Source organism: Kitasatospora sp. NPDC030952, assembly GCF_055571335.1.
Genome location: NZ_JBVIFM010000004.1, coordinates 290,363 through 311,559, shown reverse-complemented (window position 1 = coordinate 311,559; position 21,197 = coordinate 290,363). Strand labels below are relative to the sequence as shown.

Annotated in this window: 20 protein-coding genes; 9 read left to right on the top strand and 11 right to left on the bottom strand. The window is 74.0% G+C overall.

Annotated elements, in window-relative coordinates; all coding sequences use genetic code 11:
- Positions 1 to 155 precede the first annotated feature (155 nt).
- From ACZ47G_RS11050 to ACZ47G_RS11030, 5 genes are all read right to left on the bottom strand, one after another.
- On the bottom strand, positions 156 to 1,616 hold the full coding sequence (locus tag ACZ47G_RS11050; RefSeq protein WP_465741190.1) for a cytochrome P450 family protein: 1,461 nt from the start codon (positions 1,614 to 1,616) through the stop codon (positions 156 to 158).
- Positions 1,617 to 1,704: 88 nt separating this feature from the next.
- Positions 1,705 to 2,322: a GTP-binding protein gene (locus tag ACZ47G_RS11045; protein ID WP_465741188.1), complete on the bottom strand. Its 618-nt coding sequence runs from the start codon at positions 2,320 to 2,322 to the stop codon at positions 1,705 to 1,707.
- On the bottom strand, positions 2,303 to 2,662 hold the full coding sequence (locus ACZ47G_RS11040) for a DUF742 domain-containing protein (protein WP_465741186.1): 360 nt from the start codon (positions 2,660 to 2,662) through the stop codon (positions 2,303 to 2,305). The genes ACZ47G_RS11045 and ACZ47G_RS11040 overlap by 20 nt, the downstream gene beginning before the upstream one ends.
- Before the next feature lie 120 nt (positions 2,663 to 2,782).
- Positions 2,783 to 3,169 (bottom strand): roadblock/LC7 domain-containing protein, encoded by a 387-nt coding sequence (locus tag ACZ47G_RS11035; protein ID WP_380462758.1) that lies wholly within the window; start codon positions 3,167 to 3,169, stop codon positions 2,783 to 2,785.
- 17 nt (positions 3,170 to 3,186) lie between these two features.
- Positions 3,187 to 4,962 (bottom strand): ATP-binding protein, encoded by a 1,776-nt coding sequence (locus ACZ47G_RS11030; protein WP_465741184.1) that lies wholly within the window; start codon positions 4,960 to 4,962, stop codon positions 3,187 to 3,189.
- A 434-nt stretch (positions 4,963 to 5,396) separates the two neighbouring features.
- Between ACZ47G_RS11030 and ACZ47G_RS11025 the strand changes: the two genes are divergently transcribed.
- From ACZ47G_RS11025 to ACZ47G_RS11005, 5 genes are all read left to right on the top strand, one after another.
- Positions 5,397 to 6,332 carry a class I SAM-dependent methyltransferase gene (locus ACZ47G_RS11025; RefSeq protein WP_465741182.1) on the top strand — a complete coding sequence of 312 codons (936 nt, stop codon included), beginning with the start codon at positions 5,397 to 5,399 and terminating at the stop codon, positions 6,330 to 6,332.
- Positions 6,333 to 6,475: 143 nt separating this feature from the next.
- Positions 6,476 to 7,705, top strand: a complete 1,230-nt coding sequence (locus tag ACZ47G_RS11020) for a PP2C family protein-serine/threonine phosphatase (protein WP_465741180.1) — start codon at positions 6,476 to 6,478, stop codon at positions 7,703 to 7,705.
- 69 nt (positions 7,706 to 7,774) lie between these two features.
- A complete protein-coding gene (locus ACZ47G_RS11015) occupies positions 7,775 to 8,191 on the top strand; it encodes a hypothetical protein (protein ID WP_465741178.1) in 417 nt (138 codons plus the stop codon).
- Between the two features lie 14 nt (positions 8,192 to 8,205).
- Complete coding sequence (locus tag ACZ47G_RS11010) at positions 8,206 to 9,393, top strand: sensor histidine kinase (RefSeq protein ID WP_465741176.1); 1,188 nt, start codon at positions 8,206 to 8,208, stop codon at positions 9,391 to 9,393.
- The gene (locus ACZ47G_RS11005) at positions 9,390 to 9,998 is read left to right on the top strand and encodes a response regulator transcription factor (RefSeq protein WP_465741174.1); all 609 of its coding nucleotides are present in this window, start codon (positions 9,390 to 9,392) and stop codon (positions 9,996 to 9,998) included. The genes ACZ47G_RS11010 and ACZ47G_RS11005 overlap by 4 nt, the downstream gene beginning before the upstream one ends.
- A 35-nt stretch (positions 9,999 to 10,033) precedes the next feature.
- Here the strand turns inward: ACZ47G_RS11005 and ACZ47G_RS11000 are convergent, their stop codons facing one another.
- The 3 genes from ACZ47G_RS11000 to ACZ47G_RS10990 all read right to left on the bottom strand — a co-directional run bounded on the left by ACZ47G_RS11000 (position 10,034) and on the right by ACZ47G_RS10990 (position 13,687).
- A complete protein-coding gene (locus ACZ47G_RS11000) occupies positions 10,034 to 11,350 on the bottom strand; it encodes a sensor histidine kinase (protein ID WP_465741172.1) in 1,317 nt (438 codons plus the stop codon).
- Positions 11,350 to 12,051, bottom strand: coding sequence for a response regulator transcription factor (locus tag ACZ47G_RS10995; RefSeq protein WP_465741169.1), 702 nt, complete (start codon positions 12,049 to 12,051; stop codon positions 11,350 to 11,352). The genes ACZ47G_RS11000 and ACZ47G_RS10995 overlap by 1 nt, the downstream gene beginning before the upstream one ends.
- Before the next feature lie 79 nt (positions 12,052 to 12,130).
- Positions 12,131 to 13,687 carry an alpha/beta fold hydrolase gene (locus tag ACZ47G_RS10990; RefSeq protein WP_465741167.1) on the bottom strand — a complete coding sequence of 519 codons (1,557 nt, stop codon included), beginning with the start codon at positions 13,685 to 13,687 and terminating at the stop codon, positions 12,131 to 12,133.
- A 140-nt stretch (positions 13,688 to 13,827) separates the two neighbouring features.
- On the opposite strand from ACZ47G_RS10990, the gene ACZ47G_RS10985 reads away from it, so the two are divergent.
- Positions 13,828 to 14,268 (top strand): VOC family protein, encoded by a 441-nt coding sequence (locus ACZ47G_RS10985; RefSeq protein ID WP_465741165.1) that lies wholly within the window; start codon positions 13,828 to 13,830, stop codon positions 14,266 to 14,268.
- A gap of 25 nt (positions 14,269 to 14,293) precedes the next feature.
- Here the strand turns inward: ACZ47G_RS10985 and ACZ47G_RS10980 are convergent, their stop codons facing one another.
- Both ACZ47G_RS10980 and ACZ47G_RS10975 read right to left on the bottom strand, forming a co-directional pair.
- Positions 14,294 to 14,737 (bottom strand): hypothetical protein, encoded by a 444-nt coding sequence (locus ACZ47G_RS10980; RefSeq protein ID WP_465741163.1) that lies wholly within the window; start codon positions 14,735 to 14,737, stop codon positions 14,294 to 14,296.
- 238 nt (positions 14,738 to 14,975) lie between these two features.
- Positions 14,976 to 16,088: an ABC transporter substrate-binding protein gene (locus tag ACZ47G_RS10975; protein ID WP_465741161.1), complete on the bottom strand. Its 1,113-nt coding sequence runs from the start codon at positions 16,086 to 16,088 to the stop codon at positions 14,976 to 14,978.
- Positions 16,089 to 16,510: 422 nt separating this feature from the next.
- On the opposite strand from ACZ47G_RS10975, the gene ACZ47G_RS10970 reads away from it, so the two are divergent.
- The gene (locus tag ACZ47G_RS10970) at positions 16,511 to 17,845 is read left to right on the top strand and encodes a DUF4190 domain-containing protein (protein WP_465741159.1); all 1,335 of its coding nucleotides are present in this window, start codon (positions 16,511 to 16,513) and stop codon (positions 17,843 to 17,845) included.
- A gap of 164 nt (positions 17,846 to 18,009) precedes the next feature.
- Here the strand turns inward: ACZ47G_RS10970 and ACZ47G_RS10965 are convergent, their stop codons facing one another.
- Positions 18,010 to 18,828 (bottom strand): MBL fold metallo-hydrolase, encoded by an 819-nt coding sequence (locus ACZ47G_RS10965; RefSeq protein ID WP_465741157.1) that lies wholly within the window; start codon positions 18,826 to 18,828, stop codon positions 18,010 to 18,012.
- Between the two features lie 113 nt (positions 18,829 to 18,941).
- Between ACZ47G_RS10965 and ACZ47G_RS10960 the strand changes: the two genes are divergently transcribed.
- Entirely contained in the window at positions 18,942 to 19,550 is a 609-nt protein-coding gene (locus tag ACZ47G_RS10960) for a helix-turn-helix domain-containing protein (RefSeq protein ID WP_465741155.1), read from the top strand.
- A 264-nt stretch (positions 19,551 to 19,814) separates the two neighbouring features.
- Positions 19,815 to 21,119 carry an MFS transporter gene (locus ACZ47G_RS10955; protein WP_465741153.1) on the top strand — a complete coding sequence of 435 codons (1,305 nt, stop codon included), beginning with the start codon at positions 19,815 to 19,817 and terminating at the stop codon, positions 21,117 to 21,119.
- Positions 21,120 to 21,197: the final 78 nt, after the last annotated feature.

Sequence of the window (21,197 nt, the reverse complement as noted above, 5' to 3'; positions counted from 1 at the left end):
CGAATGTTCGGGTTGACCGGAACCGGCGCCGATCGACCGGCCCGCGCGCCGATCACCAGGGCCCGGCCGCTGCGAGGCTCCCCGGGGGTGGCCGGGGTTGGCCGAAAACAGACGGGCGGGCGGGGGTGGTCGACCCCCGCCCGCGCCGGGCGGGGTCAGCGCCGGAACAGGCCGGTGAGCACGTCCCACCAGTTGCGCCGCTGCGCCGGGACGGTGGCGGTGGCCGGGGGAGCGGGGGTGGCCGCGGCTCGCTGGGCGGCCTCCAGGGCCCGGGCGGCCAGTTCCCGTTCCTCCTTCACCCGCTCGGCCTCGGCCACCGACTCCGGGTCGGGCTCGATCTCGTGGGCGGTGAACTCCACCGGCAACGCGGTGAGATGGCGCGAGATCCAGGCCGAGCTCCAGGTCAGCTCCTCCTCGGGGACGGCCAGTCGGAGGTCCGGGAGGAGGGTGAGCAGGATGTCGATGCCGGCCTCGGCGACGTGCCGTCCGATGTCCTGGCCGGGGCACTCGTGCGGCCCGGCCCCGAAGGACAGGTGGGAGCGGTTGCCGTACAGCGGGGTGGTGAGGTCGGGCCGGACCACCGGGTCGACGTTGCCCGCGGCGAGGCCGAGCAGCAGGAGGTCCCCGGCCCGGATCTGCTGGCCGCCCAGCTCGGTGTCGGCGGTCGCCCAGCGCCCGGCGACCAGGGACATCGGAGGGGAGTCCCAGAGCACCTGGTCGAGCGCCTCGCCCAGGGTCATCTGGCCGCCGGACAGGTGAGCGCGGAAGCGCGGGTCGGTGAGCACCATCTTCAGCGAGTCGGCGATCAGGTTGACGGTCGTCTCGTTGGCGGCCAGCAGCACCACCCGCAGGTGCTCCATCACCTCGTCGTCGCTGAGCTTGGCCGGGTGGGCGAGCAGCCGGCTGGTCAGGTCGTCGCCGGGGGACTCGTGCTTGATCGCGATGGTGCGGCGCAGGCTGGCCACCACGTACTCGTTGCTGGCGATCGCCGTCTCGGTGCCCTTCATCAGGTCCCGTGCGGCGTCGACGAGTTGGGGGCCGTACTCGTCCGGCATGCCGAGCAGCTTGGTCATCACCAGCATCGGCAGGTGCTCGGCGAACTGGGTGATCAGCTCGGCCCGGCCGGTCGGCCCGACCACCTGGACCAGGTCGGTGGTGAAGCGGCGGACGTGGCGACGGATGCCGCGCCGGTCGAAGCCGTTCAGGCCGTCCAGCACGGCGTTGCGCAGCCGGCGGTGCTCCTCGCCGTCGGCGAACACGCAGATCGGCTGCCAGGCGACCACCGGCAGCAGCGGGGAGTCGGGCGGCACCTCGTCGTTGCGGAAGGCACTCCACAGCCGGGAGTCGCGGGAGAACAGCGACGGGGTGCGCATCGCGGTGATGTTGGCGCCGTGGCCGAGGATCAGCCAGGCCCGCTGGTCGCCGTGCAGCAGCACCGGGGCGACGTCGCCGTGCTCGGCGCGCAGCTTCTCGTACAGGCCCGCCGGGTCGGCCTCGGCCTCCGGGCCGTACAGCCGGCGCAGTCCGCCGGGGCCGACCGGCTCGATCGCGCGCCCGTGGGCGGGGCAGCCGGGCGGCGGGACGGGGGCGGCGTCGTCGGGGAACGGGGTGGTCACAAGGTCTCCGGTCGCGAGGGTCGCAGGTCGTAGGGGTGTGGGGCGTAGGGGCGGAATCGGACGTGGTCGGGGGAGGGGCGGCGGGCGGTCAGCCGGCGGGCGGCGCGGCCAGTTCGTAGAGGTAGCGCATCAGCGTCATCAGGGTGTCCCGGCTGGACTCCCGGCTGCGGGCGTCGCAGGCGATGATCGGCACCTCGGCCGGCAGATCGAGCGCCTGGCGCAGCTCGTCCAGCGGGTAACTGGGCGCCTCCGGGAAGCCGTTGACGGCCACCACGAAGGGCACGCCGCGGTCCTCCAGCCGGCCGATCACCTCGAAGCTGACCTCCAGCCGGCGGGTGTCCACCAGCACCACCGCGCCGAGCGCCCCCTCGAACAGGCCGTTCCAGAGGAACCAGAACCGCTCCTGCCCGGGGGTGCCGAAGACGTACAGCACGAGCTTGTCGCTGATGCTGATCCGGCCGAAGTCCATGGCGACGGTGGTGGAGGTCTTGCGCTCGACCCCGGTGGGGTCGTCCACACCGACCCCGGCCTGGGTCATGGTCTCCTCGGTGGTCAGCGGGCGGATCTCGCTGACCGCGCCGACCAGGGTGGTCTTGCCGACCCCGAACCCGCCGACGATCACCACCTTGACCGCCGTGGTGACGGTGTTCGGCAGCAGGTCCGTGCTCGCCGGGCCGACGACCGTGTCAGAGCCGCTGAAGTCCATGGATCACCGCCTCCAACAGGGCACGGTCGGGGAGTTCGGCCGCCGGGATCGCGGCGCGGGCCTCGATGTGCCCGTCGTCGAGCAGGTCCGCCAGCAGGACGGTGACCACGCTCGTGGGCAGTTCGAGGTAGGCGGAGACCTCCGCCACCGACAGCGGCGAGCGGCACAGGCGCAGGATGGCCGCGTGCTCGGGCTGCATGGCGGGGGTCGGTTCCGCGAGGGAGACGATCAGGGTGACCAGGTCGAAGACGCCCGGCCCGGAGGGGCCGCTGCGGCCGCGGGTGATCACGTACAGGCGATCGGGCTCGGGTCCGTCCCAGCCGCCCTGCTCGGCGGTCATGTCACTGCCTCACTGTGCTCGTTCACGTGCCCGCCCCGGGGCCCGGGTCCGCGGGCCGGGTCGTCGCGTGGCGCTTCGTCGCGGGCCGGGTCGTCGTGGGGCGGGTCGTCGTGGGGCGGGTCACGCGACCGCCTCCGGGTTGCGTGGCGGGGTGGAGAGGTGCTCGCCGATCCGGTCCACCAGGTCGCGCATCTGGTGGCTGACCAGCCCGGCGTCCACGCCCTCGTCGGCGAGCACGGCGAGGTAGGCGCGTTCACCGGCCGACATCAGGTAGAAGTAGCCGCCGTCCACCTCGATGACGACCAGCTTCATCGCGCCGTTGCCGTGCGGGAACTCGTGCCCGACGGCGGCGGCCAGGCTCTGCAGTCCTGCGCAGGCGGCGGCCAGCCGGTCGGCGGTGTCCGGGTCGGCGCCGTACTGGGCGATCCGCAGGCCGTCGGCGGAGAGCACGATGACGTGGCGCACGTACGGGACGCTGTGTGCGAGGTCGTTGAGGATCCAGTCCATGTTGCTGCGGTGCGGAATCACTGCTCGCCTTTCCCTGCCGTCTCTTCACTACTGGTCTGTCCGGCGCTGTTCGGTGCGGTGCTGCTGGGCCCGGTGTCGCTGTTCGACCTGGTGCCGTTCGACCTGGTGCTGTCGGGGCCGGTGCTCTTCTCGGTACCGCCGGTGCCCTTGTAGCCCTCCATGAAGGCCTCCAGCCACAGGCCGGGCTGCTTCTTGGGGCGCGGCGCCGGGGCGGCCGGTCCGGCCGCGGGTCCGGCCGTCGGGCCGCTGGGCTGGGCGGTGCCGCGTGCGGGCGTGGCGAAGGCGGCCCGGCCGGTGACGTTGCTGCGGCGGCGTTGGGGCAGGCCGTTCGCGGTGCGCTCGGTGACGATCACCTCGTCGTCCCCGCCGGTCGCGCCGGACGGCGGCGGCCCCCACGGGCTGGTCGAGCCGAAGGACGGCCCGACACCCGCCGACTGCCCCAGCCCGGCGGTCTGCCCGAGTCCGGACGTCTGGCCCAGCCCGGACGTCTGCCCCAGCCCGGCGGACGGGCCGGCGCCGGTGGTCCGGGCGCCCCAGGGACGGGCCGGGGCCGCGTGCCGGGGCGGGTTGGCCGGGAGCGGGCGCGGGCCGGAGAAGGCGCCGATGCCGTGCGCGCGCCCGGTCGGGGGCGCGGTGGTGAGCAGCTCCTGCGGCACCACCAGGACGGCGCGCACGCCGCCGTACGCGGAGCGGCGCAGCGACACCTGGAAGCCGTACGCCTGGCAGAGCCGGCCGAGGATGGCGAAGCCCAGTCGTGGGGACTCGGTGAGGTCGTCGAAGTCCTTGGAGACCATGGCCTCGCGCATCGAGCGCTCGGCCCGGATCCGGGCCTCGTCGGTGAGCCCGAGCCCGCCGTCCTCGACCTCGATCGCTATCCCGCTCTGCACTTCCGAGGCACTCAGGTGGACGTGGGTGTGCGGCGGGGAGTAGCGGGTGGCGTTGTCGAGCAGCTCGGCCACGGCGTGGATCAGGGGTTCGACGGCCGGTCCGGTGACCGAGATCTGGGCCACCGGGTGGAGGTCGACCCGCTGGTACTCGAGGATCCGGGACATCCCGCCGCGCAGCACGCTGTAGAGGGCGATCGGTCGGGTCCACTGGCGGCCGGGCCGGGCGCCGGAGAGCACGGCGATGGAGTCGGCGAGGCGGCCGACCAGGGCGTTGCCGTGGTCCAGGCGCAGCAGGTCGTCGAAGACCGCCGGGTCGTTGCCGTGCCGGTCCTCCATCTCCCGCAGGTCCTTGGCCTGGCGGTGGATGATCGCCTGCACCCGCCGGGCCAGGTTGACGAAGGCGCGCTCGGCGGAGTCGCGCCGGCTGACCTCGTCGTCGACGGCCTGGGCGATGCCGCGCACCACCAGCTCCAGCGAGCGGCGGAACCTCTGTGACAGCAGCGCGTTGGGGCGCTGGAAGGGCTGGAGCAGCACGTCGATGGACGACCCGTACCGGGCGCCGCCCACCAGTCGGCGCAGCTCGCCGGTGGCCATCCGCTCGATCTCGTCCTCCTGCCCGGCCAGCTTGCGGTTCAACAGGTCGACCTGGCGCGTGTGTTCGTCGCTCAGTTCGGCGAGGGCCCGCCCGCGGCGGGCGGATTCGGCGGCCACCACGGCGACCAGCACGGTGGCCGTCGCCCCGCACCACAGCACCTGGGCCCGGGCTCCGGCGGACACCACCACCGCGGCGACCGCGACCGCCGCCGCCATCACGGCGGTGGGCAGCAGCCAGCCGAGCAGGGGCGCGGGGCGCCGTCTGGCGGATGACGATCCAGCTCGAAGCATTCGGCAATCCTCAAACGATCGGAACAGAACGGGGACGGGCGACGACCGGCTCCGGAGGCGTGGTGCTGCAGCATAGCCAAGTTCAGGACATCCTGACCGAAACTCAAAAATACTGTCCGTCAACCGACTTGTGGCAACTTGCCGGACATGCCAGACATCTCGCACACCTGTCGCAGTCCGCTCGGTCACCGCCCGGTCACCAGGCTTCTCGCCCGGCCGCCCGCGCACCGGCAACCCGGCCGGGATTCGCTCATGTGAAGGGTTTCCGGGCCAAGTCGCCACGATCGGGAGCTAGTTCGTGCTACGTCCGGCCGCCGGGGCCTGTTGATCACTCCTGCGGGGGACGTGGCGCGCGTCGGCATGCCGCAACATCTGTTGCTCCGCACGGCAATGACCGTTGACGTAGCCTCCGTCCGGTCCCTAGAGTGCGGGCCATGGACATCGATGACCCCGGTCGACGGGTGGCGGAGGACGTGGCGGGCGACGGCGGACTGGACGGCCTGCGGCGGCTGTCCCGGACGATCGACGCACTGGAGGAACGGCGCACCGAACTGGTCGAGGAACTGCGCCGCGGCCGCCACGCCACCTGGGAGGAGATCGGCCGGGCCTGCGGAATGACCAGGCAGGGCGCGACCCGCCACTGGGCCGGACGGCTGCGCGCCCGCTCCTTCGGCCTCGCCGCCTCCTCCTACCAGCACGGCCGGCCCGGCTACCCGCAGGCACTGATCGGCTCCGCCGTACCGCGCGAGGCCCGCCGGGTGCTCGACCTGGGCGCCGGGACGGGCAAGCTGACCAGGCTGCTGGTCGACGCCGGGCTGGACGTGGTCGCGGTCGAACCCGATCAGGGCATGCGCGACCGGCTCGCCGCCGCCGTCCCCAAGGCGGCGGTGCGGGCCGGCACCGCCGAACGCATCCCGCTGCCCGACGCCAGCGTGGACACGGTGGTGGTCGCCCAGGCCTGGCACTGGTTCGACCAGGCCACCGCCGTACCCGAGATCGCCCGGGTGCTCGCCCCCGGCGGCACCCTCGCCCTGATCTGGAACATCCGCGACGAGACCGAGCCCTGGGCCGCCGCCCTCGGCGCCCTGATGCACCGCTCCAACCGGCAGCAGATCGACAGCGCACCCGACGTGCCCGCGCCCTTCGGCGCCCCCGAGCGGCTGGAGATCCGCTGGGAACACCCCACCACCCCGGCCGGCCTCCTCGACATGGTCGCCTCCCGCAGCTACGTCATCGCCCTGCCCGAGGCCGAACGCGCCCGTCTGCTCGCCGACGTCGAGCACCTGCTCGCCACCCACCCCGGGGTGGCCGGCCGGGACGAGATCGCCATGCCGTACGTGACCAGGTGCACCCGGGTCCGGCTCGGCTGAGCCGTGGGGCCCGTCCGGCGGATCGTGCCGGGCGCGCGAAGACCCGCCGGACAGACCCTCCCTCCGGAGCCGCTGAGCCCCACCCGCCGGCCGGTGCGCCCACCGGCTGGCGAGGGTGCGCGGTGCGGAGCACGGTGGTGGGTATGGACGACGCGGCCTTCGGCCGGCTCCTCGGCGACCTGCTCGACCGGGCCCACCGGGCGGCCCCCGTCGAGCTGGCCCCCCTGGTGGACCACGCGGCCAGGACCATGGGCCTGGCCGGTGCCGCCGTCTACCTGGCCGACGTCCAGCAGATCCACCTGGTCCCGCTGCCCGCCACCCCAGGGCCGGAGCCGGCCGGGGAGGGCACGCGGGAGCCGGAGGGCATCGAGGGCACCCTCGGCGGCTGGGCCTACCGGACCCAGTCGGTGCGCATCTCCTCCGAGGACCACCTCACGCTGTGGCTGCCGCTGCTGAACGGCAGGGAGCGGATCGGCGTCCTGCGGCTGACCGCCGACGCCCTCGACGCCGCCACCCTCTCCCGCTGCCACACCCTCGCGCGTCTCGTCGCGCTGGTCACCGCCTCCAAGGCGGCCACCAGCGACGCCGTCCTGAAGCTGGTCCGCACCCGCCCGATGAGCCTCCAGGCCGAACTCGCCTGGGCCTTCATGCCGCCCCTGACCATCGGCACCGCCGAGGTCACCTCCAGCGCCGTCCTGGAACCGGCCTACGAGATCGGGGGCGACGCCTTCGACCACGCCCTGGACGAGCGGCACCTGCACCTCGGCGTCATCGACGCGATGGGCCACGACGTCGCCTCCGGCCTGTCCTCGGCCCTCGCCCTGGCGAGCTACCGCTGCGCCCGCCGCATCGACGCGGGCCTGGCCGGGATCGCCGCCGCGGTGGACCAGGCCCTCGCCACCTGGGCGCCCGAGCGGCTGCTCACCGCCGTCTTCGCCCAACTCGACCTCGCCACCGGCCGCCTCACCTGGGCCAACTTCGGCCACCCCGCCCCACTCCTGATCCGCCGCCACCGCGTCGTCCCCAACGCCCTGACCCGGCCCGCCCAACTCCCGCTCGGCCTGGGCCCCGAGTACCCCGCCCCCACCTTCCGCGTCGACCACGCCCAACTGGAACCCGGCGACCGCCTCCTGATCCACACCGACGGCGTCACCGACGGCCGGGGCCCGTCCGGAGAACTCTTCGGCGAGGCCCGCCTGATCGACACCGTCGTCCGCGCCACCGCCGCCGGCGAGGCCGCACCGGAGGCCCTGCACCGCCTGATCCGCACGATCCTCGACCACCAGAACGGCCGCCTCACCGACGACGCCACCATCCTCCTCGCCGAATGGCACCCCGCCGCCCAGGGCGGAGCTCCGGCCGGACACGGCTGACAATTGTCATGGTGCGGGGGTGTGGCAGCACACTGCCGCCGGGCACCGGGCGGCGGCCACGATGAGGGCATGACCTCCACCGACCTGCACCACCCGGACACCCGTCGGGCCTTCCGCACCGTACGCCGGTGCGTGGCCGTCTACCTCGGGCTCAGCGCCGCCACGATGGTGGCCGCCTTCGCGCTCCGCTCGCACACCGACCTGATCACCCCGGCCGTGTGGATCCGCGGCATCCTGGTGCTGGCCGGGGCCGCCGTCACCCTGCTGCTCACCGTCCGTGCGGCCGGCGGCTCCCACGGCGCCTTCCGGCGGCTGCGGATCATCTCCGGGGTGATGCTGGTCGCGATTGCTGCGATCATCGCCGTGCCGGGCGTCTTCCCGGTCTGGATGAAGATCGAACAGGGCCTGTGCGGCCTCGCCCTGCTGGGGGTGGCCGTGGTGATCAACGGACGGCGGTTGCGCACGCTGTTCGCCGCCCGGCCCTGAGGAAGGACGCGAGCGTGACCGACCTCGACCGCGAGAGCACCCCGGGGCAGGAGAGCCCGCCCGCGCCCGGCCGGCCCTGGGCGGGCGGAGTGCGACGGATCCTGCTGGGCACCGGGATGCTGGTCTTCCCGGCGCTCACCGCGGTGGCGATGAGCGGCAATGTCGGCGGGTCGGCGGCGCTCGCCGGGTACGCCGTGGTGGTCGCGTTCTGCCTCTGCTACGTGCTTCTCGCGATCGTCATGGGGCGCGCCGGGGGCCGGCACCGGGCGCGGTGGATCAAGGCGCTGCTGGCGGCGATGGCCGCCCTGTTCCTGGCCGCGCTGCCGTCCGCCCACGAGAACGCCTTCTACCTCGCCACCGTCCTCGTCTCCGCGGTCGCGGTGCTGTGGGGCCGCCACGCCCTCAAGGCCGCGGCCGCCGGAGCGCTCGCCGCCCTGCTGGTGCCCTGGGCGGTGCCCGCCTGGCACACCGGGCCCGGCGGATTCCAGGCGCTGGCGCTGCTGTTCACCTCGCTCACCTGCGGCGCCTTCGCCGAGATCGCCGCCACCAATCAGGCCCTGGTGGCCGCCCGGGCCGAGGTCGCCCGCCTCGCCTCCGAGGCCGAACGCAACCGGATCGCCCGCGACCTGCACGATCTGCTCGGCCACTCGCTCACCGCGATCACCGTCAAGTCCCGGCTCGCCCAACGGCTGGCGGTCAAGGACGTGGACCAGGCGGTGGCCGAGATGACGGCCGTGGAGACGCTCTCCCGGCAGGCCCTCGCCGACGTGCGCGCCGCCGTCACCGGCTACCGCGAGGTCACCGTGACCGGCGAACTCGCCCGCGGCCGCGAACTGCTGCGCGCCGCCGGGGTGGTGGCCGACCTGCCCTCGGCGGCCGACGCGGTCGGGCCGGCACACCGCGAACTCTTCGGCTGGGTGCTGCGCGAGGGCATCACCAACGTCGTCCGGCACGCCCGCGCCGCCCGCTGCTCCGTGCTGCTCAGCGCGACGTCGGTGGAGATCCGCGACGACGGCCCGGGCAGCGGCCCCGGCGGCGGCCTGGTCGGCGGCGGCAAGGGCCTGACCGGGCTGCGGGAACGGGTCACGGCGGCGGGCGGTACGGTCGAGGCCGGCCCGCTCGACCCGCGCGGATGGCGACTGCTGGTCACCGTCCGGCCGCCCGAGCCCCGATCCGGCACCCGCCCCGAAGGGACGACATGACGATCCGACTGCTGCTCGCGGAGGACCAGGAGCTGGTCCGCACCGCGCTGCGCGCCCTGCTCGACCTGGAGGACGACTTCCAGGTGGTCGCCGCCGTCGGACGCGGCGACCAGGTGGTCGAGGCCGCCCGCGAGCACCGGCCGGACGTCGCCCTGCTGGACATCGAGATGCCCGGACTGGACGGCCTGGCGGCGGCCGCCGTGCTCGCCCAACAGGTGCCCGGCTGCCAGGTGGTCATCCTCACCACCTTCGGCCGGGCCGGCTACCTGCGCCGGGCCATGGAGGCGGGCGCGCTCGGCTTCGTGGTCAAGGACGCCCCGGCCGAGGTGCTCGCGGATGCCATCCGCCGGGTCGCGGCGGGGGAGCGGGTGGTGGACCCGGAACTGGCCGCCGCCACCCTCGCCGCCGGGGCCTCCCCGCTGACCGCCCGCGAACGCGACGTCCTCAACGCCTCCCGCTCCGGCGCCGGAGTCGCCGAGATCGCCGGGAAGCTCTACCTCTCCGAGGGCACCGTCCGCAACTACTTCTCCGCGGCCATCGCCAAGACCGGCAGCCGCAACCGCACCGAGGCCCTGCGGGTCGCCGACGAGCGCGGCTGGTTGTAGGCCCTGTCCGGCCGAGGGCGGCCCCTGGCGTCTTCTCAGGTGGTGGCCGGGGCAGGCGGCAGCCGGAAGCCGACCTCGGCTCCGCCGGAGGGGGCGGCGTCGGCGAAGACGGTGCCGTGGTCGGCGGCGACCAGGTCGTGGACGATCGCCAGGCCCAGCCCCGAGCCCGGGGTGGACTGGGTGCCGGCCGCACGGTAGAAGCGCTCGAAGACGACCTGCCGGTCGCCGGGGGCGATGCCCGGACCGTGGTCGCGCACCGCCAGCCGGGCGCCGGTGACGTGGATCTCCACCGGGCTGCCCTCCGGGCTGAACTTGACCGCGTTGCCGACCAGGTTGTCCACGCAGCGCTGCACCGCCCGCGGCCGGGCCAGCACCGGCACCGGCCCGTCCGCGCTGACGGTGATCTCCCGGCCGGTACGGCGCTGGAAGCGCCGGGCGCTGTCCTCGGCGGCGGCCGAAAGGTCGACCGGCTCCGGGGCCTCCGCCGTCCACTGGTCGGTGGCCAACTCGACCAGCTCCCGGACGAGTTCGTCCAGCGCTACGGTCTCGGTGACCAGTGTGGCGAGGATCTGCTCCTCGTCCTCGGCGGCGAGCCGGCCGCGCGCCCGCTGGAGGAGTTCGGCGCAGCCGCGCACCGAGGTCAGCGGGGTGCGCAGCTCATGGCTGGCGTCCTGCACCAGGCGCTGCTGCTGCTCCCGGGATCGGCGCAGCGCGCCGACCATCGACTCGAAGGCCCGGGTGAGCCGGCCGACCTCGTCGCGCCCGGCGGCGGGCAGCGGGGTGGCCAGGTCCCGGGTGGTGGTGATGTGCTCGGCGGCGTGGGCCAGGCGCCGCACCGGGCGCAGGATGCGGCCGAGGACGAGCCAGCTGAGCAGTGCGGAGCCGGCCGCCGCCGCGGCGCTGGTCCAGGTGATCCGGAGCAGGAAGGCGTCGTCGACGGCCTCCGCGCCGGCGTAGGTCTGGCCGACCATCAGCGCGCCCCGCCCGTCCGGTCGGGCCGTGGTGAGGATGCCGTACGGGGTGCCGTCGACGGTGGCGTCCTCCTGGTGGGAGCCCTGCCCGGCGCGGGCCACCGCCCGGGCCCGGTCCGAGACCGGCAGCGCCGCCGCGCCCGGAGTGAGCGGGCGGGCGGTGCCGTCGGGGGCCAGCAACTGCTCGACGGTGTCCGGCCGGGCGGCCGGGACGCGGTCGAGGTCCAGGGCGGCGAGCACGGTGTCGGTCCGGTCCGCCAGGCTCCGGTCGAGCTGGTCGGCGACCAGGGTGCTGACGCCGCGGTAGGCGGAGACGACCGGGACGGCGATGGCCAGCAGTACGGAGGCGAGGACGACCAGGCCGATCCTGGTGCGCAGCATCAGGCGGTCCGGGCGGTGTAGCCGACGTTGCGCACGGTGTGGATCAGTCGGGGTGCGCCGTGCTCCTCGGTCTTGCGGCGCAGGTAGCCGACGTAGACGTCGAGCGAGCGGGAGTCGGTGTCGAAGTCGTAGCCCCAGATCCGCTCGTAGATCTGGTGGCGGGTCAGCACCGTGCCCTGGTTGCGCAGCAGCAGTTCCAGCAGGTCGAACTCGGTCTTGGTGAGGTCGAGTCGACGCCCGGCCCGGTGGGCCCGGCGGGCGGCCGGGTCCAGGGCGAGGTCGTCGAGGCCGAGTTCGGCGCTCTCGCCGCCGATCGGTTCGGTGCGGCGCAGCAGGGCGCGTATCCGGGCCAGGAGTTCCTCGGTGGCGAAGGGCTTGGCGAGGTAGTCGTCGGCGCCCGCGTCCAGCCCGGCGACCCGGTCGCCGAGCTGGTGGCGGGCGGTGAGGACCAGGACGGGCAGCCGGTCGCCGCGCCGGCGCAGCATCCGGCAGAGCGCGAGGCCGTCCAGCCGGGGCATGACCACGTCCACCACCGCGAGGTCGGGGCGCCGGTGCTCCAGGAGTTCCAGGGCCTCCTGGCCGTCGGCGGTGGTGAGCACCCGGTAGCCCTCGAAGCGGAGCAGGTGGTCGAGGGTGTTGCGGACACCGGGGTCGTCCTCGACGACCAGGACGGTGCGCCGGGCGGTGGTGGGATCTGTCATGGCGTCATCTTCGCTGGTGGTGGGCGTGGTCAGGTCGATCGGGGTGGCCGGTCGGTGGTCGGAGGTCGGCGGTCGGTGGTCAGCGGGGGACGGGGACGACCGCCACCGGCGGCACCTCGGCCAGGCAGGAGGTGTCGCCGACCTCGCCGGTGCGGATGAAGTGACTGGAGATCCCCAGGGTGCAGCCGGTGGACTCCAGCTCGGGGACGTGCCCGGTGTTGGGCACCGAGACGACCGAGCTGTGCTTGAACTGGGCTGCCGACAGGCGGGAGTTGGCCTCGGGGGTGTTGGTGTCGAGGTCCCCGGAGAGCACCAGGACGGGTACGTCGGGCAGGTTCCTCAGGTCGGTCGGCTGCGGGCGGGCGGTGCCCCGGCGCGGCCAGTCCAGGCAGTTGTCCCCGCCGTCGGTCTGGCCGGCGGCCCAGCCCTTGGCGCTGAACGCCCCGAAGTCGGCCGGGTCGGTGGCGGCCAGGGCGGCGCGGTACTGGCGGCGGCGCTCCGCCGGCGGGGCGTCCCGGTCCCAGGCGCGGGCGTAGTCGTTGCAGGTGACGGCCAGGAACGAGGCCTGGTCCTCGGTGCCGGTGCCCTCGACCTGGCTGCGCACCAGGGCGGACAGCGGCCCCTCGTCGCCCGCGGCCAGGGCGTGCAGGGCGGCGGGCAGGGCGCCGAGCAGTCCGGGCTCCTCGGGGTGCAGTCCGGTGCCGCGGGTGGCGGGCTCGTACATCAGGTTGGCGAGCTTGTCCTCGGTGAAGAGCACGGTGCGCCGTTCGCCGCCGACGGAGGCGGTCACCTTCAGCGGGCGGGTGCGCAGCCGCTCGGTGACGGCGGCGAGGTCGTGCACCACGGTGTCGGCATCGCAGGAGCCGCTGCGCTCGCAGATCCGGCGCAGCGTCAGCGAGACCTGCTGGGCGCCGGGCCGGGCCAGGGAGTCGAAGGCGAGCGGGTAGGCGCCGGAGAGCACCATCGACTCGACCCGCTCGGGGTGGCGATCGGCGTACACCGGCATCAGGTAGGTGCCGTACGACAGGCCGTAGAGGACCAGCTTCGGGGAGCCCAGGCGCTCGCGGGCCGCGTCGAGGTCGTCGGCGGTGGCGGCGCTGGTGTAGGCGCGGGCGCGCGGGCCGAGCTCCTCGGCGCAGTCGGCGACGAGTTCGCGCTGGCCGGCCCGCGGGGCCCAGCGGTACTCGGCCTCGGTGACGTCACAGGGCAGCCGGCCGGAGCGGCCGGTGCCGCGCGGGTCCAGCAGCAGCACGTCGTAGTCGTCCAGCACCCCCTGGAGCGCCGCGCCCACCTGCTCGGCGCGGTCGATCAGAGTCTCCCCGGGGCCACCCGGGTTGACCGCCACGGTGCCCAGGGCCGGGCCGGGGCGGCTGTGGCGCACCACGGCGTGGCTGACGCCGATGGTGCCCAGGCCCGGCTCGTCGGCGACCAGCGGGCGGCGCATCGTGGTGCAGTCGACCCGGTGGCCGGGGACGGTCGGGCACCAGGCGGGCCGGGCCTGCGCCCCGGCGGGGGCGGCCTGCGCGGGGGAGACCGCGGTGAGCGGCAGCGCCGCCGCCAGGACCGCCAGTGCCGCGGCGGCCGGCCGGCCCCGGCGGGTGCGGTTCGTGGTGGTGGCGATCGGGTCAGTGGTCATCGCGGTGCCCTCCTGGCGTCCGGTGGTCGGTGTGGGCACGACCTTGCCGGGGGTCCGTCAGGCGTTCGGCAGAGCGGTGAAAGAGGCGGGTAAGAACTCCGCCGGGCGTGGTTGTCGGCGGTGCGCAGTACCGTCCTGCCATGGCCATCGGAATCGATCTGACCCTCGACTGCGCGGACGCGACGCTGCTCGCCGAGTTCTGGAAGACGGCGCTGGGGTACGTGGACGAGCCGCCGCCCGCCCCGTTCCGGACGCGGGAGGAGTGGCTCGCGCAGTTCGACCTGCCGGAGGACGACTCGGCGGACGGCGGCGCCTGGCTCTGCGACCCGGCCGGGGTCGGGCCCCGGCTGTCCATCCTCGAGGTCCCCGAGCCGAAGAGCGCGAAGAACCGGCTGCACATCGACATCCGGGTGCCGGGCCACGGCGGCCCGGCGGAGCGCTGGGCGCGGATCCGCGCCGAGGCCGCCCGGCTGGTGGCGGCGGGCGCGGTGGTGCTGGCGGAGTTCGACGGGCACCACGTGGTGATGGCGGACCCGGAGGGCAATGAGTTCTGCGTCGCCGCCGGTCCGGTCGGGGGCTGACTGGTCAGCCCCCGACCGGGGTGGTTCAGGCCTTGATGGTGAGCCAGGCGCCGAGGCCGGCGCAGCCGCGGGCGTCGTAGCTGGTGCTGCGGTAGCCGGCCGGGATCGGCGAGTACGGGCAGGTCCAGATGCCGTTGCGGACCTGCTCGTGGAACCAGGCGCCGACGCCGCTGCAGCCCTTGACGTCGTAGTTCGTCAGCACGTAGCCGGAGACGATCGGGGAGCCGGAGCAGGTCCACAGCCGGTTCTGGGCGGGCTGCTGGAACCACGCGCCGTGGTTGTTGCAGCCGCCGGGGTTGTACATGGTGATGACGTAACCGCTCGGGACGGGCGCCCCGGAGCAGCTCCAGCCGCCGGTGGCGGAGGCGGTGCCGGCCGCTGTCGTGCCGGTGAGGGCGGCCGCGAGCACGGCGACCGTGGCGGCCGCCCGTCCCATGCGGGTCATCAGCTGGCGGAAGGTCCTGGTCACTGCGACACCGGTCCGATCGGTCGGCTCCGCGCCGCCGGGGCGGCGCGGGCGGGCGTAACTGCGGGAATGCGCCGCACCCTAGCGGGGGTGATCAGTTCGCCGATAGATCCTGATCGGATGATCGGTGCACCTGACCGAAAACGATCCGTCAGGCGTCGTGGGGTGGACTCTCCAGCATTCGGTGAGTCGATGAGTCCGTCAGCCGGTGAGTCGGCCAGTCCGTCAGTCGGTGAGTCCGTCAGCCGGTGTGCAGGACGCGGAAGCGGTCGGGGGCGGCCGGGTCCCGGTCGGCGACCTGGACCGGGGGCCAGACCCACTGCCGGACGCCCGTGCCGGGAGCGCGGGTGAAGCGGATCCGTCCACGAGTGCCCTCGACGTCGACGTGTGACCAGGCCTCGGCGATGCGGTCGCGGTCCGCGCCGACCGAACGCAGCACCTCGGCGAGGACGGTGACGGTGTCATAGCCCTCGAAGGCGACGAAGGACGGCGCCTCGCCCAGCCGCTCCCGCAGGGCCGCCGCGACCCGCTCGCCGAGCGGGCCGAGCCGCTCGGGCAGGTAGCGCAGGAACGGGACCCCAGCGCCCTCGTCGCCCAACAGCGCCGGCCAGTCCGCGAACTCCGGCTGCCCCGCCGGGGCACCGATCAGGACCTCGGCGAGGCGCTGGTCCCGGCGGACGGCGCGGACGATCGGTACGGCCGGCTCCGGCATGCCGACCAGCAGGAGCAAGGCCGTCACGCCGTGCCGGACGAGCTCCTCGCACAGTTCGGCGGGGGAGAGCGCGCCGGTGTCGAGTTCGACGACGGTGCCGCCGCGCGGCGCGAGGTGGTCCCGCAGGATGCCGGCCCCGGCGGCCCAGTAGACGCTCGGCTGGGTGGCCACGGCGATCCGGCGGTGGCCCGCGCCGAGGAGGTGGTCCGCGTAGATCCGCCAGCCGTGGGACTGCACCGGGCACAGCCGGGCGACCCGGTCCGTCGGCGCGTCGGTGAGCGTGTCGAGGACGGCCGAGGAGCAGAGGTACGGCAGACCGAGGGCGTCCGCCCGGGCGGCCACGGCCCGGGCGACGACGCTGTGGTACTCCCCGGCGATCGCGGCCACGCCCAGCCGGGCCAGTTCGTCGACCGCGGCCGTGGCTCGCTGGGGATCGGCCGCGGTGTCCCGGACCAGCAGTTCGAGCGGCCGACCGGCGATCCCGCCGGCGTCATCGACGTCGCGGACCGCCGTCTCCAGCCCGGCCAGCAGGTGCCGGCCCGCCTCGACCCAGCCCGGCCGGCTCAGCGGGACGAGCACGCCGATCGGCACGGACGACCCGTCGGCCCGCTCCGTGCCGGATGACGATCGTGGCGTACTCATGGGCTGGCGTCTCCCGCCTGACGGTCCGGTGGCAGTCGGCCCGGACTGCCGACCGGCGCGGCGGGCCACCTGCGTGATCATGCGGACATTGCATCCGCCGCCGGGGCGGACGGCAAGCGAATTTCGCCGGACCGCTCCCGGGACCGCTCCCGGGACCGCTCCCGGGACCGCTCCGCGGACGAAGGACGTCGGGCGGGCCCGGGCGGTGGCTGCCACCGCGGTGACGGAACTGTTATCGGACACCTGTATGTTGATCAGTCGCCGACCCTGCCGCGCTCCCGTCCCGGGATGCCGACGCCCGGGTCCGGCCCGGACTGGTGCGCGTCTCGCGGAGGTCGGGCCGTCGGTGGGGGGAACCACGGAGGGACCTCGGCCCGGGGCGGAAAGCCGCTCATCATCCCGACGTTCCCGAAGGATCCCGTATGACCGTTCCTGTCCCGCCCGACAGCCCGCAGCCCGGGGAGGCGCCCGCCGGCGCCGAGCCGAGGACGCCGCTGACCCCGGGGCAGAGCGAGGCTCCGAAGCAGGGCGAGGCCCCGGGCCCCGCCGTGGAGCCTGCGCCCGCTGACGCCGTCTCGCTTGCCAAGTCCCCCGCGCCCGCTGGCACTCCCGCCGATGCCGACGCCGACGCTCACGCCGATGCCGATGCCGATGCCGAGCCGGAGAGGCCGCCGCTGACCCCGGCGCAGGGCGAGACCCCGGCGCAGGGCGAGGCCCCCGCGCCCGCCCCGGCCCCCGCGCCCGCCGCCGTCGGGGCCCCCTCGCCGTTCGCGCCGCCGGCCGGCGATCCGGCCGTCGGAGCCCCCTCGCCGTTCGCGCCGCCGGCCGGCGATCCGGCCGCCGGAGCCCCTTCGCCGTTCGCGGCCCCGGCCGGTGGTCCCGGCGGGTACCCGGGCGCGCCGTACTGGCCGCAGTACCCGGTAGCCGCGCCGCAGCCCCGCAACGGCCTGGGCACCGCGGCGATGGTGCTCGGGATCGTCGGGGTCGTCCTCGGCCTGGTCCTGGTCTTCTTCTGGCTGTCCTGGCTGCCGGCCCTGCTCGCCCTGATCTTCGGCATCATCGGCCTGGGTTACGCGCGCAAGGGCCAGGCGACCAACCGGGGAATGGCGCTCGCGGGCGTCATCCTGGGCGTGGTGGGCCTGCTCGTCTCGGCGGGCACCGGGGTGTTCTTCGCGGTGGGGGTGCACGCGGCGAACGAGGACCGCAAGGCGGCGTCGAGGGCCGCCCAGATCCGGGCGGACGAGGAGGAGCGGGCGTCGGCGGAACGGCTGGCGAAGGCGAAGGAACGGCTCGACGCCGCGAAGAAGAAGATCGAGGAGGAGCAGCAGGCGAAGGCCGCCGACGAGAAGGCCCGGCGCCTGGAGTTCGGCCAGTCCTACACGTACGGGGACGGGCTGAAGGTCACCATGGCCCCGCCGGAGCCGTACGTCCCGAACGAGACCGTGTTCCAGGCGCCCAAGAACGCCAAGATCATCCAGGTGAGGATCACCGTCACCAACACCGGTTCCAAGGACGTCTCGCTCTACGGATCCGGGCTGCCCTTCGTCTGGGACGCGAACGGTGCCCTCGTCACCTCGCTGATCGACGGGAGCTCCCGGCAGAAGCTCCTCGGCGGCTCGCTCGGGCCGGGTCGGGAGGCCGTCGGCGTGACCGCGTACGCCCTGCCGAACGGCGCGGCCGACCGGTTCTCCGTCGAGTTCAACTACGGCAGCGGACTGGAGCGCAAGAACGTCATCTGGACCGGCTCCCCCAGCTGATCCGGACTCGGCAGGCCGGTTCTGCCCTCCGCCACGGCGACGTTCCGTGACGTCCGATCGAGGGTGCGGAGGCGACGTCCGGCGCGGTGGGCGTCACTGGCACGGTGGCGCCCACCGCCCGCCGGAGTGCGCGAGCGCGGTCGGTCCGGAGCCGACCGGCTCGATCAGCCGATCGGTGGTGCGAGGTACTCCAGCGCATAGCCGTCGCCGGAGGGGGTCACCCGGGCGATGCCGGGTGAGTCGAGGTGGGCGCCGGCGACGAAGTGGTCCGGCCGGCTGAGTTGTTCGAGCAGGGCCGCTCGCGCGGCGCGGGCCCGGGGCTGGTCGCCGTCGAACTCCCAGGACACCTTCGGCCGCTCGAACTGGAGCGTGGGGACGTGAACGGTGTCGCCCCAGACGAGCAGGTGGCCGGTGCCGCTCCTGATGTCGTAGACGGTGTGACCGGGGGTGTGGCCCGGCGTCGGGACCGCGGTGGTCCAGGCGTTGACCGCGACCTGCTCCGACACGGGTACGACCCGGTCGCGGATCGGTTCGAGCCGCCCGGTGAACACCGAGGTGTCGCCCGCGCCGATCCACACGCGCTCGAGTCGGGCGAACGCCTCCGAGCCGTCCGGCGCGATCAGGCCGCTCACGTGGTCCTCGTGGTCGTGGGTGATGGCCACGTCGGTGATGTGCGCGCGGTCGATTCCGGCTTCGTCGAGCGCGTCGTAGATCAGCCCCATGGTGGGTTCGTGCCAGTTGTCGGACGCGCCGGTGTCGATGAGGACCGAGCGCGTGCCGTCGGTGACGAAGAAGGCGTTGACCGCCAGTCGAAGGTTGTCGCCGACCAGTGGAACGGTGGCCGGCAGCTCATCGAGCGCGCGTCCGTCCTCGTCGCGCAGCCGGGTCCGCGGCATGTCGATGTACCCGTCTCGCAACGAGGTCACCCGCAGGTCGCCGAATTCGAACGTGGCATGGTGCCGGCCACTTGAGATCAAACGCATGGAACCCCTCCATCGGGTCGGGTGCACTCGCAAGTCTCCTATAGAAGATCAAATCTTCTATAGGAGAAACCCTACACTGTGGGCAGCGAGGTACCTATCGATCGAGGAGCACGGTGGTCGAGCAAGACGGAAACGCGGCCGAACCGCGGCACGGTGACGACCTGGCCGGCGCGTTCGGTGGCAACGTGCGGCGACGCCGTGAGGAGGCGGGCCTGACGCTGGAGCAACTGTCCACCCGGGCGACGGTCAGCCGGGCGATGCTGTCCAAGGTCGAACGCGGTGAGAAGAGCCCGACGATCGGCGTCGCGTCCAGGATCGCCCATGCGCTCGATGTGGCGCTCTCCGACCTGGTCGGCGCGCCGGCCGCTGCCGCGTCCGGTGTCGCCGTCGTCATGCGCAAGAGCGATCGCCCCGTCTTCCGTGACCCGGAGACCGGCTTCGAGCGGCACATCGTGTCGGCGGCCCCGGGCGCGGGACGGGCCGAGATGGTCGTCCACCACCTCCCCGCGCAGGTCTCCACCGGGCTGCTGCCCGCGTATCCGCCGGGTACGGAGAAGCAACTCGTGGTGCTCGAAGGCGCCCTCACCGTCGCGGTCGGCGGGATCAGCGAGACCCTGAACGCGGGCGACTCGCTGTTCTTCCAGGCCGATGCGAGCCACGGCTTCGCCAACCGGACGAACGCTCCCTGCGAATACATCATGGTCATCTCGCGCAGGACCTGATCGGCCGCCGGGCGCTGCCGGGGCCTTGCCGTGGGGCGGTTGGAGGAGGGCCGACCGGTGTCCGCGGCCCCTGGGCCGATGGCCCGGGGGCGGGGTGTACCGGCATCAACTCGCCAGCGTGGCCGGAATGATGGTTCCGGATCGGCCGAACGCACGGTCTTTCGGACAGCGGACGATCAAGCTCTTGATCTGTCGCCGGGTGGATCCCTACATTGCCGTGCAATGTGACACTGAACCGATCGAAGCGGCGTTCCTGGGGGACCGGTGCCGGACACTGCACAGCAAGTACCGCACCGGACCGCCGAGAAGCTGCCCCGGGTGTTCTACCGGCTGGCCCTGGGCGACGCCCTGTCCAGCTACGGGAGCCAGCTCGACCTGGTGGCGCTCAGCCTGTTCGCGTACGAGGCGGCGGGCAACGCGCTCGGCACGGCCGGGTACCTGATCCTGCGGCTGACCGGCGGCTTCGCCGGCGGGATGCTCGCCGGGCGGCTGGTGGCCCGGACCGACCGGCGACGGCTGATGACGGGCTGCGCGCTGGCCCAGGCGGTGGCGCTGGTCGTGGTGGCCCTCGCCCCGGTCTCCGCGCGGATCCCGGTGCTCTACCCGCTGGCATTGGTGTTCGGCGGCGCGTCAGCGGTGTGCGCCGTCGCGCTGCGCACCAGCATCCCGGAGATGGTCGGCCCCGAGCGCCGGGCCCGCGCCAACAGCCTGATGGCGAGCTGCCGTTCGGCCGCCATGGTGCTCGGCTTCGCCTCCGCCGGTGTGGTGGTCGCCTGGGCCGGGTTCCGGGCGGCGCTGCTCATCGACGCGGCCAGCTTCGTGGTGTTCGCCCTCGTGGTGGTCCGGCTGCCGCTGCGCACCCGGCCCGAGGCGATCGAGGAGCCCATGGGTGCCGCCGACCCGGGTGCCGTCGACCCGGGTGCCGCTGACGCCGTCGGAAAGACGAAACGATTCGGCAGTCGGTGGCAGGCCCTGGTCGTGCTGCGCGCCGCCCCCGTGGTGGGCGCGATGGCGGCGATCCGGCTGCTGGACGCCTTCGGCTCGGCCGCGCACAACATCGGCCTGCCGGTCTTCGCGAACCAGCACGACCCCGGCAACCCGGCCGCGCTGCTGGGCATGTTCTGGGCCACCTGGGCGGTCGGCAACCTCGGCGCCCAGCAGCTGGTCTCCCGGCTCCTGCTGCGCCGGGGCATCGAACCGGGCGAGCGGGCCTTCGCGCTGGGCACCTGCCTGATGTCCGGCTGCTTCATCCTGGTCTTCACCGGGCTGCCGACCCCGCTGTTCCTGCTGGTGGCGATCGGCGCGGGGCTCGGCGACGGCTTCACCGAGATCTCGTACACCACCCGGATCCAGGCCCTCGCCGACGAACGGCGCGGCCAGGCCTTCGGGTTGCTCGCCTCCGCCGAGAACGTCGGCATGGGCACCGGGATGCTGCTGAGCGGATCGCTGCTGGCGCTGCTCAGTCCGCTGACCGTGGTCGGCGTCTCGCACGCCGTCCCGATCGTGCTGGCGCTCGGGTTCCTGGTCCACGTCACCTGGTCCCGGAAGGCCCGGTCCGGCAACCGCTGACACGCCCGGCCCGCTCGACCACCCAGCCCCGCACGCCGTACCGCACAGCCTCGTACCGCACAGCCCCGCACCCGCAAG

Excerpts from the sequence above, each read along its gene's own strand:
- ACZ47G_RS10970 (WP_465741159.1), top strand. The coding sequence starts at position 16,511 with ATGACCGTTCCTGTCCCGCCCGACAGCCCGCAGCCCGGGGAGGCGCCC.
- ACZ47G_RS11045 (WP_465741188.1), bottom strand. The coding sequence starts at position 2,322 with ATGGACTTCAGCGGCTCTGACACGGTCGTCGGCCCGGCGAGCACGGAC.
- ACZ47G_RS10965 (WP_465741157.1), bottom strand. The coding sequence starts at position 18,828 with ATGCGTTTGATCTCAAGTGGCCGGCACCATGCCACGTTCGAATTCGGC.
- ACZ47G_RS11005 (WP_465741174.1), top strand. The coding sequence starts at position 9,390 with ATGACGATCCGACTGCTGCTCGCGGAGGACCAGGAGCTGGTCCGCACC.
- ACZ47G_RS11015 (WP_465741178.1), top strand. The coding sequence starts at position 7,775 with ATGACCTCCACCGACCTGCACCACCCGGACACCCGTCGGGCCTTCCGC.
- ACZ47G_RS11040 (WP_465741186.1), bottom strand. The coding sequence starts at position 2,662 with ATGACCGCCGAGCAGGGCGGCTGGGACGGACCCGAGCCCGATCGCCTG.
- ACZ47G_RS11035 (WP_380462758.1), bottom strand. The coding sequence starts at position 3,169 with ATGGACTGGATCCTCAACGACCTCGCACACAGCGTCCCGTACGTGCGC.
- ACZ47G_RS11025 (WP_465741182.1), top strand. The coding sequence starts at position 5,397 with ATGGACATCGATGACCCCGGTCGACGGGTGGCGGAGGACGTGGCGGGC.
- ACZ47G_RS10975 (WP_465741161.1), bottom strand. The coding sequence starts at position 16,088 with ATGAGTACGCCACGATCGTCATCCGGCACGGAGCGGGCCGACGGGTCG.
- ACZ47G_RS11030 (WP_465741184.1), bottom strand. The coding sequence starts at position 4,962 with ATGCTTCGAGCTGGATCGTCATCCGCCAGACGGCGCCCCGCGCCCCTG.
- ACZ47G_RS10990 (WP_465741167.1), bottom strand. The coding sequence starts at position 13,687 with ATGACCACTGACCCGATCGCCACCACCACGAACCGCACCCGCCGGGGC.
- ACZ47G_RS11020 (WP_465741180.1), top strand. The coding sequence starts at position 6,476 with ATGGACGACGCGGCCTTCGGCCGGCTCCTCGGCGACCTGCTCGACCGG.
- ACZ47G_RS11000 (WP_465741172.1), bottom strand. The coding sequence starts at position 11,350 with ATGCTGCGCACCAGGATCGGCCTGGTCGTCCTCGCCTCCGTACTGCTG.
- ACZ47G_RS10985 (WP_465741165.1), top strand. The coding sequence starts at position 13,828 with ATGGCCATCGGAATCGATCTGACCCTCGACTGCGCGGACGCGACGCTG.
- ACZ47G_RS10995 (WP_465741169.1), bottom strand. The coding sequence starts at position 12,051 with ATGACAGATCCCACCACCGCCCGGCGCACCGTCCTGGTCGTCGAGGAC.